The sequence below is a fragment of the Arthrobacter sp. ZBG10 genome (assembly GCF_001238605.1).
Lineage (GTDB): Bacteria > Actinomycetota > Actinomycetes > Actinomycetales > Micrococcaceae > Arthrobacter.
This window is the reverse complement of record NZ_LFQH01000056.1, coordinates 15,515-29,886: the sequence shown is the minus strand read 5'-3', so window position 1 is coordinate 29,886 and position 14,372 is coordinate 15,515. Positions and strand designations below refer to the sequence as shown.

The 14,372-nt window shown below is 63.2% G+C and carries 18 protein-coding genes; 8 read left to right on the top strand and 10 right to left on the bottom strand.

The genetic code is table 11. The features are described 5' to 3' along the window. Positions 1-17: 17 nt before the first annotated feature. From ACU18_RS14050 to ACU18_RS14025, 6 genes are all read right to left on the bottom strand, one after another. The gene (locus ACU18_RS14050) at positions 18-1,430 is read right to left on the bottom strand and encodes an MBL fold metallo-hydrolase (protein ID WP_050686502.1); all 1,413 of its coding nucleotides are present in this window, start codon (positions 1,428-1,430) and stop codon (positions 18-20) included. A 107-nt stretch (positions 1,431-1,537) separates the two neighbouring features. Next, entirely contained in the window at positions 1,538-1,900 is a 363-nt protein-coding gene (locus ACU18_RS14045; protein ID WP_050686500.1) for a thioredoxin family protein, read from the bottom strand. A 55-nt stretch (positions 1,901-1,955) separates the two neighbouring features. Further along, entirely contained in the window at positions 1,956-2,252 is a 297-nt protein-coding gene (locus ACU18_RS14040) for a rhodanese-like domain-containing protein (RefSeq protein ID WP_050686498.1), read from the bottom strand. A 53-nt stretch (positions 2,253-2,305) separates the two neighbouring features. Beyond that, positions 2,306-2,647: a rhodanese-like domain-containing protein gene (locus ACU18_RS14035; protein ID WP_050686496.1), complete on the bottom strand. Its 342-nt coding sequence runs from the start codon at positions 2,645-2,647 to the stop codon at positions 2,306-2,308. 22 nt (positions 2,648-2,669) lie between these two features. After that, positions 2,670-3,428, bottom strand: coding sequence for a sulfite exporter TauE/SafE family protein (locus tag ACU18_RS14030; protein ID WP_050686494.1), 759 nt, complete (start codon positions 3,426-3,428; stop codon positions 2,670-2,672). Next, a complete protein-coding gene (locus tag ACU18_RS14025) occupies positions 3,425-4,039 on the bottom strand; it encodes a rhodanese-like domain-containing protein (protein ID WP_050686492.1) in 615 nt (204 codons plus the stop codon). Before ACU18_RS14025 ends, ACU18_RS14030 begins: the two co-directional genes overlap by 4 nt. A gap of 123 nt (positions 4,040-4,162) precedes the next feature. On the opposite strand from ACU18_RS14025, the gene ACU18_RS14020 reads away from it, so the two are divergent. From ACU18_RS14020 to ACU18_RS14000, 5 genes are all read left to right on the top strand, one after another. After that, entirely contained in the window at positions 4,163-4,420 is a 258-nt protein-coding gene (locus ACU18_RS14020) for a metal-sensitive transcriptional regulator (RefSeq protein ID WP_050686490.1), read from the top strand. Between the two features lie 34 nt (positions 4,421-4,454). Beyond that, a complete protein-coding gene (locus ACU18_RS14015; RefSeq protein ID WP_050686488.1) occupies positions 4,455-4,874 on the top strand; it encodes a DUF302 domain-containing protein in 420 nt (139 codons plus the stop codon). Between the two features lie 176 nt (positions 4,875-5,050). After that, positions 5,051-5,551: a hypothetical protein gene (locus tag ACU18_RS14010; protein ID WP_050686486.1), complete on the top strand. Its 501-nt coding sequence runs from the start codon at positions 5,051-5,053 to the stop codon at positions 5,549-5,551. Positions 5,552-5,696: 145 nt separating this feature from the next. After that, positions 5,697-6,347, top strand: coding sequence for a DUF305 domain-containing protein (locus ACU18_RS14005; protein WP_050686484.1), 651 nt, complete (start codon positions 5,697-5,699; stop codon positions 6,345-6,347). 271 nt (positions 6,348-6,618) lie between these two features. After that, positions 6,619-7,071 carry a hypothetical protein gene (locus ACU18_RS14000; protein WP_050686483.1) on the top strand — a complete coding sequence of 151 codons (453 nt, stop codon included), beginning with the start codon at positions 6,619-6,621 and terminating at the stop codon, positions 7,069-7,071. Between the two features lie 179 nt (positions 7,072-7,250). Here the strand turns inward: ACU18_RS14000 and ACU18_RS13995 are convergent, their stop codons facing one another. From ACU18_RS13995 to ACU18_RS13980, 3 genes are all read right to left on the bottom strand, one after another. Continuing rightward, positions 7,251-7,880: a hypothetical protein gene (locus ACU18_RS13995; protein WP_231686092.1), complete on the bottom strand. Its 630-nt coding sequence runs from the start codon at positions 7,878-7,880 to the stop codon at positions 7,251-7,253. A gap of 1,119 nt (positions 7,881-8,999) precedes the next feature. Then, on the bottom strand, positions 9,000-9,485 hold the full coding sequence (locus tag ACU18_RS13985; RefSeq protein WP_050686476.1) for a hypothetical protein: 486 nt from the start codon (positions 9,483-9,485) through the stop codon (positions 9,000-9,002). Positions 9,486-10,109: 624 nt separating this feature from the next. Beyond that, entirely contained in the window at positions 10,110-10,997 is an 888-nt protein-coding gene (locus tag ACU18_RS13980; protein WP_050686474.1) for a DNA/RNA non-specific endonuclease, read from the bottom strand. A 176-nt stretch (positions 10,998-11,173) separates the two neighbouring features. Here ACU18_RS13980 and ACU18_RS13975 point away from each other — a divergent pair, with 176 nt between their 5' ends. Next, entirely contained in the window at positions 11,174-11,860 is a 687-nt protein-coding gene (locus ACU18_RS13975) for a helicase associated domain-containing protein (RefSeq protein ID WP_231686091.1), read from the top strand. A gap of 201 nt (positions 11,861-12,061) precedes the next feature. Beyond that, positions 12,062-12,268, top strand: coding sequence for a hypothetical protein (locus tag ACU18_RS13970; RefSeq protein WP_050686470.1), 207 nt, complete (start codon positions 12,062-12,064; stop codon positions 12,266-12,268). 449 nt (positions 12,269-12,717) lie between these two features. Here ACU18_RS13970 and ACU18_RS13965 read toward each other — a convergent pair whose 3' ends face one another. Beyond that, positions 12,718-13,149, bottom strand: coding sequence for a VOC family protein (locus ACU18_RS13965; protein ID WP_050686468.1), 432 nt, complete (start codon positions 13,147-13,149; stop codon positions 12,718-12,720). 617 nt (positions 13,150-13,766) lie between these two features. Between ACU18_RS13965 and ACU18_RS13960 the strand changes: the two genes are divergently transcribed. Next, the gene (locus tag ACU18_RS13960; protein ID WP_231686090.1) at positions 13,767-14,366 is read left to right on the top strand and encodes a hypothetical protein; all 600 of its coding nucleotides are present in this window, start codon (positions 13,767-13,769) and stop codon (positions 14,364-14,366) included. Positions 14,367-14,372: the final 6 nt, after the last annotated feature.

The window sequence follows — 14,372 nt, the reverse complement described above, 5'->3', positions numbered from 1 at the left end:
CGGGCGGTCTTAAGGGTTTACTTCGCTGTGACGGCGTTCTGTCGGGTCTGCTGCAAGGCGTCCCAGGCGGCGTAGCTGCCGTCGAGTTCGACGACGTCGTACCCGGCCCGGCGCAGGGCGCTGGCCGCCACCGAGTTCCGCACACCGGACTGGCAGTACGACACGATGGTGCCGCCAGCAGGGAGCTCATCGAGGTGCCACAGGAGGCGGCCACCGCTGAGCTGGTACGAGCCCGGGACGTGTCCGGCGGTGTGTTCGGTCTTGTTCCGGACATCCAGGATCATGGCGGTCTCGAAACCCTCGAGTTCCTCGGGCTGGATCAGCTTGGGCGTGAAGGCGGGCAGCCCGTCGATGCCGGTGAGGTAACCGGCGACGTTGTCGATGCCGACCCGTACCAGGTGGTCCCACATGTCCATGGCCTGATCCTGGTCCTGGGCCAAAAGGACGAGCGGGTTCTTGTCCGTTTCCGGGTTGACCACCCAGGCACCGTAGCTGGCCACGGACTTGCCCGCGGGAACGTTGAGGGAACGGGCTACGGTGCCTTCGTGGACCTCGCTGTTGGGGCGGGTGTCGATGAAGGTCAGGGTGTCTGCTGCCAGGCCCGCGGCAACGATCCCGGTGGAGAGCTCGGGCAGCGGGGCGCGGTCGCCCATGACGGCGGGGCCCTCACGGTTTTCGCGCTTCATACGGCCGAAGTAGGCGTGGGCGTCGGGCTGGCCGTCAAGCAGTTCATCGATGAAGCCCTGCTCATCGTTCGCGGCGAGGTAGGGACCCCACCAGGAGTAGAGCCGCTCGTAACCGACAGTGGAGGACGGGATGGCGCCCAGGGCCTTGCCGCAGGCGCTGCCGGCACCATGCGCCGGGTGGACCTGGACGTAGTCCGGCAGGGTCAGGAACTTGTCCCGCAGGCTTGCGAAGAGCTGCTTGGCGCCTTCGAAGCGGGTGTCCACGCCGCCGGCTGCCTCATCCAGCAGGTCTGGCCGGCCCAGGTCGCCGGAGAAGACGAAGTCACCGGAGAGCAGGTAACCGGGCTGGTCGCTGAAAGCGCCGTCGGTGACCAGGAAGGACAGGTGCTCGGGGGTGTGGCCCGGGGTGTGCACGGCCTGGAGGCTGATGTTGCCGATGGTGATCTTGTCGCCGTCGTAGAGGCGTTCGCCGTCGAATTCGTACTGCCAGTCCGGTCCGCCTTCGCCGGAGACGTAGATTTTCGCTCCGGTGGCGGCGGCGAGTTCACGCGTGCCGGAGAGGTAGTCCGCGTGGATGTGGGTTTCGGTGACGGCCACGATCTTCATGCCGTTCTTCTCAGCCAGGTCCTGGTACACCGCGATGTCGCGGCGGCCGTCGACAACAACGGCGGTGCCGTTGGCCTGGCAACCGATCAGGTAGCTGGCCTGGGCGAGGTCTTCATCGTAAATGCGCTCGATAAGCATCTGGTGCGCTCCTTCATGGAGAGGTTTTCTGGGGGGATTAGTTCAAGTGTAATACCCCGGGGGGTATCTAGCAATGAGGGTTGTGCACCGGGCTAATGGTGCGTGTACTAGGACTGTTGGCCGGCTGCGTCAGCCCGGAGTTTTCCGACGTCCAGGTTTTTGACGGCCTGGATTACGTCGTCGAGGCCGGTGGCGTTGAGGGCACCGGGCTGGGAGAAGACCAAGGTTTTATCTTTGAAGGCCATCAGGGTGGGGATGGAGGTGATGTTCGCTGCTGCGGCGAGGGTCTGTTCGGCTTCGGTGTCGACCTTGGCGAAGGTGATGTCCGGGTGGCGTTCTGCCGCGGCGGCGTAGGTGGGGGCGAACTGGCGGCAGGGGCCGCACCAGGCTGCCCAGAAGTCAACGAAGACGATCCCGTTGCTCTCCAGGGTTCCGGCGAAGCTTTGTTCGGTGAGGTCGATGGTTGCCATCGTCTTTCGTTCCTTTCGGGGGTGGTCTTGGGGTGTGTCGGCAAGGCGGTGAAGTTTAGGTGGTGGGGAGGCCGGCGCGGGTCCAGGCGGTCATGCCGCCGGCCATGGTGTCCGCGGTGTAGCCGGCTCCGTTGAGGGCGTCGGCGACGGCGGCGCTGCGGTTGCCGCTGCGGCAGACGGCGATGACGGGCACGGCCGGGTCCAGTTCGGAGAGGCGGTCCTGCAGCTGGCCCATGGGGATGTGGAGGGCGCCGGGGATCATGCCTTCGGCGGCCTCGAAGTCCTCGCGGACGTCAAGGATCCGGGCGGTGGAGCGGCGCTGTTCGGCTTCGGTGATGGTGATTTCAGCCATGGGGTTCTCCTTCAAAGTGGTGGTTTTGGGCGGTTTGTAACGGCGGTGCTTTTCTAGCGGACGGGTTCGCCGGCCTGGCGCCAGGCGGCCATGCCGCCGCGCACTGAGTAGGCGTCGTATCCGTTGGCGGCGAGGAGCCTGGCGGCTGAGGCCGAGCGGACGCCGGAGGCGCAGACGGCGATCACGGGACGGGTTTTTTGGAGGCCGGCGGTGCTGGCCTGCAGCTGGTCCAGGGGGACGTGTTTGGCCTGGGGCGCCCGGCCGGTCCGCCATTCCTGGGCTGACCTGACGTCGATGAGCGTAGCCCCGGATCCCAGGAGGTCCTTGGCCTGGGCTACGGAGATGGTCTTGTAGGGCTTGCTGAAGGCCTTCTTGAGGGAATCGAAAAGTCCCACGGTGTTCTCCTCTATGGATGGGTCAGGCGGTGACCGCGCCGGCGGTGACCCACGCCGCGACGGCGAAGATGAGTACCGCGAACGAGATACGGATGTGTTTGTCTTTCAGGTGGCGGGCAAACCGGGCGGCAACTACTGATCCCACGATGGCCGGGATGGCGAAGGCCAGGGTGGTGGCCCAGTCGATGGTGTAGCCGGCAGCGTGTGCGCTGAACCCGGCTGCGGAGTTGATGACGATGATGGCCAGCGAAGTTCCCACGGCCTGTTTCATGCGCAGGCCCAGGAAGATGGTCAGTGCCGGGGTGATGAGGAAGCCGCCCCCTACGCCGAGCAGTCCGGTGAGGAACCCCACGAGCAGGCCCACGCCGACGGCCTTGGGTGCGCAGGACCGGAACGCCCGGTGCGGCCCCGTACTGCAGGACCCCTCAGTTTCGCGGGTCTTCATCAGCATCCTGATGCCCGCGGCCACCATGATCACGGCGAAGGCCAGCATCAGGATGTTCGGATCCAGCAGTTTGCCCACGGCCGCGCCGGCCCAGGCTGCCGGAATCCCGGCAGCCCCGACCAGTGCGATCACAGGCCAGTTCAGTCCCTCCCGGACCCTGGGCAGCAGCGCGGCAAGCGAAGATACGCCCACCACCAGCAGCGACGTGGGAATCGCCTGCGCCGGAGTCATGCCCACCCCGTACACCAGGGCCGGGACGGCGATGATGGACCCGCCGCCACCCACAACACCGAGGACAATGCCGACGACGAGCCCCAGAGCCAGGGCTGGAATCATGCCGCGGCGTCCTCAACGCCCTGCAGGGGAAGCTGCAGGATGGCGCTTTCGCGGGTGGGTTCCTTCGCGGCCCTGTTCCACGGCATGGCAGAGAGGGCCTGGCCCATGGCGCAGGTGTTGGTCGCGGCCGAGAACGTCAGGCCGGTCCCGATGACCCCGGCGAGGGTCCGGATCTTCGGGGAGACGAACCTGCCGCCGGCCAGGCCCAGGACCACGAGGGACCCGGCCACCAGGCGGACCTGCCGCTCAAGGTCCCAGCGGTCCTTGCCCTTGACCACGTCACCGCCGGCGGCGGCGAAACCTGGTGCGCCACCGGTCAGGACGTAGGCGGTGTCGATTCCGGCCTTAGCAAGGCGCTGGCGGGCCTGCTCGGCACGCGCCCCGGATTGGCAGACCAGGACCACGCGGGAGCCCAGGCGGGCGGCGAGCTCGTCGGTGTGCTCTGAGAGAAGCGGCAGCGGCACGCTGTAGGAGCCGCGGATGTGCATGGACTCGAATTCGGCGGCGGAGCGGACATCGATGACCACAAGGTCCTGGTGCTCTGTGAACCAGGACCGGAGGGTCTCAGGGGCGAGTGCGGTAACGGACGGCGCCGTGGAAGGGGAAGTCATGGTTGGCCTCTCGGAAGGGGTCGGGTGGATACCCCACCGAGTATTACAGATACCCCCCGGGGTAAGTCAAAACACCCTAGGGGGTATATGATTGAGCGAAGTCGTCGATAGTTGGAGAAACCCGTGGAACTCAACCCCTCAGAACTGACCCCTGTGATCAACCGCCTCAAGCGGGCCCAGGGTCAGCTGTCCGCTGTTACCCGCATGCTTGAAGAAGGCCGTGACTGCAAGGACGTCGTCACCCAGCTTGCCGCCGTATCGAAGGCGCTGGACCGTGCCGGGTTCGCCATTATCGCCACGGGCCTTGAGCAGTGCATCGTGCAGAAAGACGCAACGATGGATAAGAAGGAGCTTGAGAAGCTCTTCCTTTCACTCGCCTGATCCGACCAGCTGTTGAGCAGCCAAAAGGAGAATCATGACGTACACACTCACCACCACCGTTGACCTTCCGTGGGCCGAAACTCTGGACCGCACCCGGGATGCCTTATCAGCCCAGGGATTCGGAATCCTCACGGAAATCAATATCCGCTCCACTTTTGAAACCAAGCTTGGTGCTGAGGCGGCTGACGCCGTCGGCGACTACGTTATCCTCGGTGCCTGCAACCCGGCACTGGCCAGCCGCGCCCTCGCCGCCGAACCCGAAATCGGGGCTTTGCTGCCGTGCAATGTCGTGGTGCGCCGGACCAAGGATGCAGGCGTGACGACGGTGGAAGCCATCGACCCCCAGACCATGGTCCAGCTCAGCGACGCCCCATCGGTCAAGGAAGTAGCCGACGACGCCGGCACCCGCCTCCGGAAGGCCCTGACTGACCTGGGCAATTCGGCGTCGAAGTAGAGTGTTCCGCAACCACCGGATCCAGAGACTGTGCAGGCTGCACCGGGCCTGTTGACCCCTCTCGGCCGGCCCGCCTGAGCAGGAATCCCTGACCCGGAATCCTGACCAGCCCCGCCCGCCCACTACCGACTGCCGATGGCCCTGAACGATCCCAGCCGCAGGGAAGGAGGAACGTCATGACCGACTCTTACCAGAATCCCGCCGCGGCGTTCCTTAGCCGGGCAGGTCTACTGATCGGCCTGCTGGCCATCATTGCCGGGATCTTCGGAATGCACGTGGTGAACGGAACCCATAGCGGGCATTCCACAGGCGCCGTCGCGACCGCCATCGGTGCGGGCCCGGCAGGCTCGGCGGCCGCCGATAACCACCATGTCCACCCGGAGTCCGGAACGACCGCTGCCCACCAGGTGACCGGTGATCGGGACGCAGCCAACATCAAAGAGACGGCCGGCGCATCTGCACAGATGTGCTCCTCCACCTGCTGCGGCACCGCCGCTCACACGATGGCAGGGTCCTGCATTCCGTCGGTAAAAACCATCTCCCTGGCTCCGCCGGCTCCAGGCAATACTCTCTTCGGTGCCCTGGCCCCGACAGGGACGGCCAGTACAGTCCGTGGGGACTGCCAGCACGTTCCCAGTACTCCTTCACCGGGTGAGTTGTCCATCAGCAGGACATAAAACCAGGCACCGCCGGACCAATACGTTCCGGCGCACCTACCTCCTGACCTGATGGACCCTGAACAGGGCCTCAGGTGCATCGCTGATGCGCACTCTCCCGGCGGCGCACTGCGCCGCCACCAATTCTCCGAAGGACCGATTTTCCATGAACACGAAACTTCTGACCCTTTCCGCCGCTGCCCTCGCCGCAACGGTCGCCCTTGCCGGATGCTCAACCGGCTCCGCAGGACCGACCGTCACGCCCAGCAGCTCCACCAGCCCAAAGGACTCCATGCACGGCATGGACCACGGCTCGTCAATGATGCCCAGCAGCTCCCCAGCCGCAGCTGCAGAGCACAACGCCGCGGACACCATGTTCGCCCAGATGATGATCCCGCACCACGAACAGGCCGTGGAAATGAGCGACATGATGCTCAAGAAACAGGACATCCCGGCCCAGGTGACTTCTCTGGCGAGCAAGATCAAAGCCGCCCAGGGCCCGGAAATCGAGAAAATGACGGGCTGGCTCACCAACTGGAACGAACCGGCCATGGCGCCCTCCGGTCACGCCATGGGCGGCGGCATGGACGGCATGATGGGTGATGACGACATGAAGGAACTCGCCGCCGCCCAAGGCGCCGACGCCGCGAAGCTCTTCCTCACCCAAATGATCGCCCATCACGAGGGCGCCGTGACGATGGCCAAAACCGAAACCACCGCCGGGAAAAACCCCGAAGCAGTCCAGCTCAGCAGGGACATCACCACCTCACAGGAAGCAGAGATCCAGGAAATGAAGGACCTGCTGGCCGCCCTCTGACACGAACTCCCCCACACCGGCCCCTGGCTGCAACCGGACCATCACGACGGGACTTTCCTGGCCGCGTTCGGCCGGCAGGCAGGCGCGTCCATGACCAGAGGAAATTAATGCAAAGTTGCGGATATTTGAGAGCGGATTCTGAGAAGCCACATGAAGGATGGGTCCACAACCTGATGTCGGCAGTCACCGCACAGCATCGGAGTTTCGACGGTTGGGAGGAACGATACTCATGGATTTAGTCCCGGAAGAAAAGGGACACCTTGGAGCCCGCATGACCGTCGGCATCCAGGGCTCGTTCGGAACTCTGCACTACGCACTTCTGGCTTTCGCGTCGGCCTCACCCCCATCCCACAGCCAGGAACCCCGTGCCCACCCCGGTTCCTGGCTGACCAAAGATCTGCTCGAACGCGGCTTCAGGCCAGCGTGCAACGCTGACTATGAAGACATGGTGCTCAAAGCGCGGCACTGTGACGGCAGTATCCAATGTCACATATCCACCAACGGCCTCATCTCATTGCACCTGGATGACGAACCCGTGTGGGCCAGGCACTACGACCCCGATAACCTCGAAGCTGCACTCTGGTTCACAGCAGCACGAACCAGGGAAGTGACCGTTATTGGGGGCGATAATCTTCAGATCAGCAACGAAGACATCGACGTCCGAACCGCCGCAAGCCAGGGATCGCTGGTGACCGCCAAAGTTCCGACCATATGGACCAGTTAGCCGAACTGACTTCCAGCTTCGGTCACCATTCGTCGAAGAACGAGCAGTACTGGAAGCAGAAGCAGCTCCATGACCGCAGCGCGCTGTCGCGGCCCATAGATGCACGAGGCGTTCAAACGTCCGCAGCTGGTGATATTGGGGCAGTTACCGGCGTAGCAGTCCTCTGCATGCCATGGATGTCAGGGTTCGTGCTGGCGACGAGAGATTTCCAGACCAACATCGTTATAGCGGCCCAGCAAATCCGCCCCGTCATGAGGTTGTGGGCTGTCAAGTGACGAAAAAAGCCCATCACTGGTCTCAAGCAGCTCTTCATTGGAATATTCCCTCAATGGACGGCCGTGGAGCTTCTCGATCCACATGACAGGGAGACTCGGAAATTCCCCAGCGAACCGGCCTCCGGGGAATAGTTCACGGACGTCGTCGTACTGGGTGAGCGGGGGCAGCGGCTCAGTGAGCTGAGTGCTTGTGAAGAAACTGTCTGCATCAGGCGATAGCCGGAGAGATATCCCAGCACCGTATCCGCCCAACAGCGGGCTGGCGTCCAGCAGATTCAGGTCGTGGCGAAGCCCGGCCAAGGCGAACGATTCCACCAGGGCCGCATGCGAGAGATCAACGCAGATATGGCAGCGAAGGTTCGCCCTCCGGACACGCCGGAAAATGTGGACCAAGTGAGGGCGCGAGCCAAGGTTTAAGATCCCCCGGACAACGATCCTTACGACATCAGAGGAGACATCGAAACTAACAAATTCGTCTAAAACGCGGTCCATAGGCACTCCAAAAAGATCTATGGCCGGCGGCTCAACCTTCACGAGCCTAATCTTCCAGGCAGACTGCGCACAACAACGCTCTACGCTCATTTCAGGCGCTGGGACCAGGAGTACTTGCCTGCGCTCAACAGCCCCTGACTGCCTTGGCAACCGGGGGCGGCCCTAAGTTGAGTTTTCCGGCGTTGTGCGATGTCCTGACAGGTTGGTTCACAGCACCTCAGTGAGACAGTAGCCGCTTGTCCCGACCACACGAGGGGTCCCGGGTTGAAAACAGGGCCGAGAGGTTCAGATCCGGCAGAGACCGTGAGTTGCGGAAGATTCCCAGGTAGTTGAAGCCCATAACAAGCCCGAGCACTCAGCTTTCACTAAGGGCAGTCAAAGTCATGCAGTGCCGGCCAAACAGGGTCGGAGCCGTGCAGCTGCAAAAGCGCACCGTCGTTGTCCCACGTGAATTCATACGTGTCGGAAGCAACCGGCCGGTAGCCATCATCAGAGGTCCAAGAACTAACAGACCTTCCAAAGCCACCGAAACCCACCGCGTACAACTCCCCGCCGCCGGCAAACAAGAATGACTGTTCTCTCACTGCGGCCTGGCAGAAGCCGGGCCCCTGGGGCCGCAGGACAGTATAGGTGGCACCAAGATCGCCTACCCCACTGGTTACGCTGCACACGCCGACCAGAAGTGCGACCCCCACCCACAGTCGAGAACCCCTGCGGGTTGACCCTTGCGCATCCGGGGAAGCCTTACGACGGTGACGCGCACCAATACCAACGACTGCGAGTACGAGCGAAAGCACAAGCAGCGAGGCGCTAAGAACCCACCCTGGCACCACCAGGTCACCCCACACCAAGACGACGCCCAGCATGCCACCCACCATGGCCACAACGGCCAGGACCACGCACAAGCTGGCAGCCTGACCGACGCGACCTGCCCCCATCGCTCGATGTCTGAACGATTGCCACGTTGAACTCATCGAACCATCGTGCCACCTGGACTTGCTCAGACGGATACACCAACGCCTACGCCTTCAGCACAGCCTTCAAAAGGCAGATCGGGGCACTTCCTCCGAGTTCCGCAACCACCGCAAACCGCAACAATTCGCAGGGTAACCGGAGCCCCGTAGCAGGTTACTGTGAGACCCTGCAGCCTCGTCTCTGTACCTATATCCGGCCTGCGGTGAGATCAGGGTCAGCATCAACATCCGCGCCGTCGTCCTTTGGCACAGTCACCGACGATGCCGGCTCTTTCCCGGATGGCCACAACGACCGCCAGATGAGCACCCCGGCCCCGGACAGGACCACCAGCGCGCCAAGCCAACTCCCCCACTTCAGCAACGAGCCCCACCTGGCCCCAGCCGGCGCCGCGACCTCAGCGGCAGTTTTCGGCCCAACCTGCCTTAATCGCTCCTGAACCCGCGGCGTCAGTGTCTCCACACCGCCGGCCATATCGTCAGCCAGACGCCGCAAAAGCACCTGAAGGCGAGGGGAAGCAGTTTCAATACCGGCATCCAGCCCCACCACCGCCCTTTGAAGTGCCGCCTGCACCCCCGGCGTGGCCCACTCCCTGCCCTTGACCACATGGCCCGCGAGGTTTTCCAGCAAACGGTGGAGTTGCTCGGGTTCAGTCAAAGATTCTGCGGTGCGCATGGGTGCCTCCTATATGCGATGGATGCCAACAGCCTACGACCGCAGCACCCCTGTAGACAGACCACATCGCGCCTCGCAAACCTTTCGGCACCCGGCTACACAGGACATAACCCAGGTGCCGCGCCAATCACAGGCAGGGCTTTACCCAAGGATCTTCCCTACAGGGCTGCCGACCTACGCCCTGGACGCAGACATCACCGACGCACAGGGACATTCGGGCCGAGCGACAGGTCTCCCGCGCCTCGGCCACCCCTGTATCCGGTGACAGTACCCTGGAAGGTCTTGAAGAGTTCACATCGTCTGTGGGATCGTGCCGTGCATGGACGACAAAGGCGTCTCCGCGTTCCCACGAACAGGTATCAATGACCACGTCTGGGAAGCGGACCATAAGCATCCAACACCCGAGCAACTCCTGGCCATGGGGCAGCGGCGAAGAACCGCTGAAGAGAAACTTGAACAACTCCTCAAAGAAGCCCGCGACCTCCAAGCCAGGCGACCCCAGATTCAGCCCCACCACCGAACATCGGGCACGAGACGACAAAACCCCTCCAGCGTGGCTGCAAGGGGTCCCGTCGAGCAGTGAAACATCCGCTCACCACCCACACTAGTGGGGGAACAGACCTGTCAATCGTCGAGTTCGAGCTCCAGGTCGTCGTGGTCGGTGAGTTCGCGCCAGGTCGAACCGACCGGTGCGGTGCGGAGGCTGGTGGTGATGGGCATCCGGTCCGCGGCGATTAGTTGGGCCAGGTCCAGGCCGGTCAGGGCTGCGATGTCGCGGATCGGTGTCTGGAATGTCCGGTAGGGTCCCAGCGGCGGGGCCTCATCGAGGGCACCCGGGCGGGGAATCTCAGACAGATCCCCTAGCTGCGGGCTCTGGTCGAGGACGTACCCTGTGGCTGCAAGGGCGTCGTTGTGGATGAAAGCGGCGACTTTGAAAAACCGCAGCGGGATCTCCACTCCCCGGTACACCGGATCCACCTCGGAGAAGATCGGCCCGGTGAAGACCAGAAGCCGGCTGTCATGGTTCGCGGCGTGGTCCAGGAGGTAGGACTCCATCCCAAGCCAGAGCTCCTTGCCCTGGTTGAACTTCGCCGCCTGCGGGGCCGCGTTCGTGTAATGGAAGGTGTCCTCGTTCGCCTGGGCCGCTTCAGCCCGGGTATCTCCCCAGACGGCAGAAGCGCGGCGGACCAGGTGCCCACGGTCAATATCATTCCTCGCGTAAACCCGCTCCCCCGTTTGGAACTCCTCCCCCAGCCGGGGATCCAGGCGCCAGTTGATCCCGGACCGGTCGAGCTCCATCAGCTTCGCCCCGTCAATACCCAGCCCCGTCACCGCAGCCAGGCGCTTATCACCACGCATGAGCACGGATAAATGCGTGTAGGGCAGCAGGACCGTCTCCACCCCCGGAAGAGCAGGTAACGGGACGGGAGTGGTCAGGAAGTTCTCGTCGAACCCGGACCGACCGGCCAGATCCGCGACAGTACCGGTGGGGTTAATCAGCAGTTCATCCATGGCCGGACCCTACCAGCGGCACATGACAACCAAACACGCATCCCCGGCACCGGTGCCGGCTCTTGGCTGACCGGGCAGGTTCAGGAACACTGGGCACAACAACAGAACCCAGGCATTGGTACCCGGTCCACTGCGACAGGGACGAAACAGCGCAGGAGACGGACGGGGTGGTGCCGGTGACGGAGAAGGTTCGACGGGCTCCGTTCCCGGAGTGGGTGCAGATGTACCGGCAAGGCATCCCGGCGAAGAAGATCGCGGGCCTCGTCCACGCCCCGTACTCCACGGTCAGGTACCACCTCGCCCGCGCTGCAGAACTGGAACCTGACCTCAGGGCCACCCACGCGAGCATGGCCAGGCCGGTGCCGAAGGTGACGGCCGCGGGTCGCAGAAACCTCGAAACCATCCTCACCCTGTACGCGGCAACGGGCAAGCTGCCGACCGCCGGGGCAGGAAACCTGGAAGAACGGGCTCTCGGATCCTGGCTCCAGGACCGCCGCCGTCAAGCAGCCGAAGGGACCCTCTCCCCCTACTACGCGGATGGGCTCGCCAAGATCCCTGACTGGACACAGCACACCAGCAAAAAGGACCGGGACGAGTCACGGTGGAACACCAGATTTGCCGAGCTGGTTACCTACCTTGCTGCGGGTAATGACTGGCCGCGACATCAAAAAACCAGCGACCACGCCGAGCAGCGTCTTGGTTTGTGGCTCCATTCCCAACGCATCAGCAAACGCGCCTCAACACTGAGCCCCGACAAAAAAGCCCGGCTCGACACCGAGATGCCAGGGTGGCAGGCCGGCCGCCCACGCACCGGCCGGCGGCCCGCCCACAAAGACCAGCAGCCCACACCCGGACCCGACTGACCTCGGCCAAGCCCAAGGACACAGCCGCAGAACGGCGGTTCCGGCCTCGCCCCCAGCTACAACCCGTTCCTGGGGTTTTCACTAAAAAGTGATTGTCCGGCCGGGCGTGTTTTGGTTCAATGGCCGTAGGTGCCCTTTGGTGCTGTTGTACCCGCCGCGGACGGCGCTCTGGCCGGCCGCCACCTATCGGAGGAATCGATCATGGCAGGTTTGAGTACGAAGTTCGACAAGGCCTACGAAGACAAAAGCATTGATGAGCTCGCGAAAGCCCCCGTGTCCGCGCTGCAAGGTATCTCCGAGGCCGACGCCGAGAAGCTTCAAACCGCTCTGGGCATCAAAACCGTCAAAGACCTAGGCACCAACAAGTTCTTCCTCTGGGCCCAGGCAGTCGCGAAACTCGCCGAATAGCCCCACCCTCACTGCGCCTGACCTCAGGTCAGTCGCTGGCAACCCCGGACCCAGCCAACGGAAGGGTCCGGGGTTTCCTTCGTCCGCGTGGGCGCATCCCGGGCTGGGCCGAGATCCCCTAAATAGAAGGGACGAGGCACGCTGGGCCACCCGCTCCGCGCAACTCGTCACCTATAGAGCCGCGGGCACTGGACCCCACCCAACAAAAACACCAACCCATACGAACGCCAACTCGGCCTCTGGCTCCATAACCAACGGATCACGCACTGGCTGCATCCCGTATGCCCGCCCTTGACCAGCAGGCACAACGCCACACTTACCTGCACGCCCGGGGATAAAGGCAACGCCACACGACGGCGACACCCGGCCGCACCTGTTTCCGGTTCTATTTTGCGGTGAGGTCTTTGCGGCGGAAGGTCCCGGCGATGACCGGCCGGGAGCATCGCGGCTTAGTGCAGCGGGGCGGTCAATTCAATGTTGATGTCGTCCGGGTCCTGGAAGGACAGGATTGCGATGCCTGCATCGGCCAGATCGGTCACCTCGCCGCGTTTGATGCCGGCGGTGTCCAACGCAGCTGCCGCAGACTCGAGCGCGGACCGTGACTCGATAGCGAAACTCACGTGATCCAACCCTGTCACGTCAGGGTTGAAGACCTCGGTACCCACCGGGCGCAGCCCAAACAGGGTGCCCTGAGGCGTCTGGTAGACCACGCCGCCGAAGAACTTTTCCGCCGACTGCCGGACCCCGGGATCGTTGGCCTGCGCAGACTGGTCCACTGCTACCTCCCACCCGAAGAGGCGGTCGTAGAACTCCTTGGATCGTCCGATGTCAGTGACGGTCAGGCGGACGTGAGCGAAACCTGTGCTTGGAATCAGTGTCATGCCCCAGAACTGTACACCTCCACCCAACCAGCCCCTCCCGCGGCAGCCCACCGCCGGCACCTACCCCAGGAATCACGTCCTTCCTCAACGATGCCTGCGGATTCCGCCCCGCATCTTGATCAAGCCCTCTGATTTACGGAGGGGCCAGAAGCTTGAACTGGAGCGGAACCGCACGATCCGAGGACAGCCACAAAAAAGCGTCGAAGACGACAGGTTCGGGGACGTCCGGAGCTCTGCGACGGCCGGCCCCGGACTCAACAGCCGGGAGCGCAGCGGACGTCCGCTAAGTGGTTGGAGCGCAGCGGAAACCAGTACTCCGTGAAGTCGTCAACGTTCCCCGTTACGGTGGGGCAGTCCCGTCTGGTCCCCCGGCCAGGCGGGAGAACTTTCTGAGCAGGAGAATTTGGCCGCGGGTTTTTTGAGCTTTCTTCGCGGCCGCAAGGCGACGCGCAAATTGAGCTCGCCCCAGGCAGGGAGCAACGGTCTGTCGCTTCAGGTTTCCGAACCCTGCTGTTGCAGGCCTTTTACTTTTTCTGGCTGGAACCGTTTACTTCCCTCGGATGCTCGCTGCAGCGATTCACAGCCCGGTGTGAATTTTTCCGTGGAAACTTAGAGACATGTCATCCACAACCTCTGCCCCCACCCTCTTGGACAGTACGGCTTGGGGTCTCCTCTCTAAAGCGCACACCGATTTACACACCAGTGTTTCACCGGCCTATGACGAGGTTCTCCACGAAGTTTCCGAACGGATACGTTTCTCCGGCGACATCGGCAAGGTGGATATCGGCGCCTTGCTGTTTTGGAAGCGGCTTCGCGCCGATACCCGGTGGGTCCGGGATCTCATGGTCATCGACGACAGCGAAGTTCGAAGCATCACTGCGGCCGCAGTCACCGCCGTCAACGACACCTCGCTGGAGCTGCAGGATGCCGCCACCCAAGGACGGGCCGCACTGTCCCCATTACCGGGATTTGTCAGCGGCGATGCACTCGCCTCAGCACTCCTCACTGCGGCCGCTCCCGAGCGCATGGCAGTTTATGATCGCCGTGCCCAAGCAGGGCTGACGAAACTCGGGGTCTTCCTTTCAGCGAAACGAGGACGGTACGGAAGGTACATGGAAATAGTCCAGAATCTGGCAGCAACGGCTCATTATCACGGTAAGTCGTGGACAGCCCGTGATGTGGATCTTGCTCTTTTTTGGCTCGGCGGCCAGGCATGACCACAT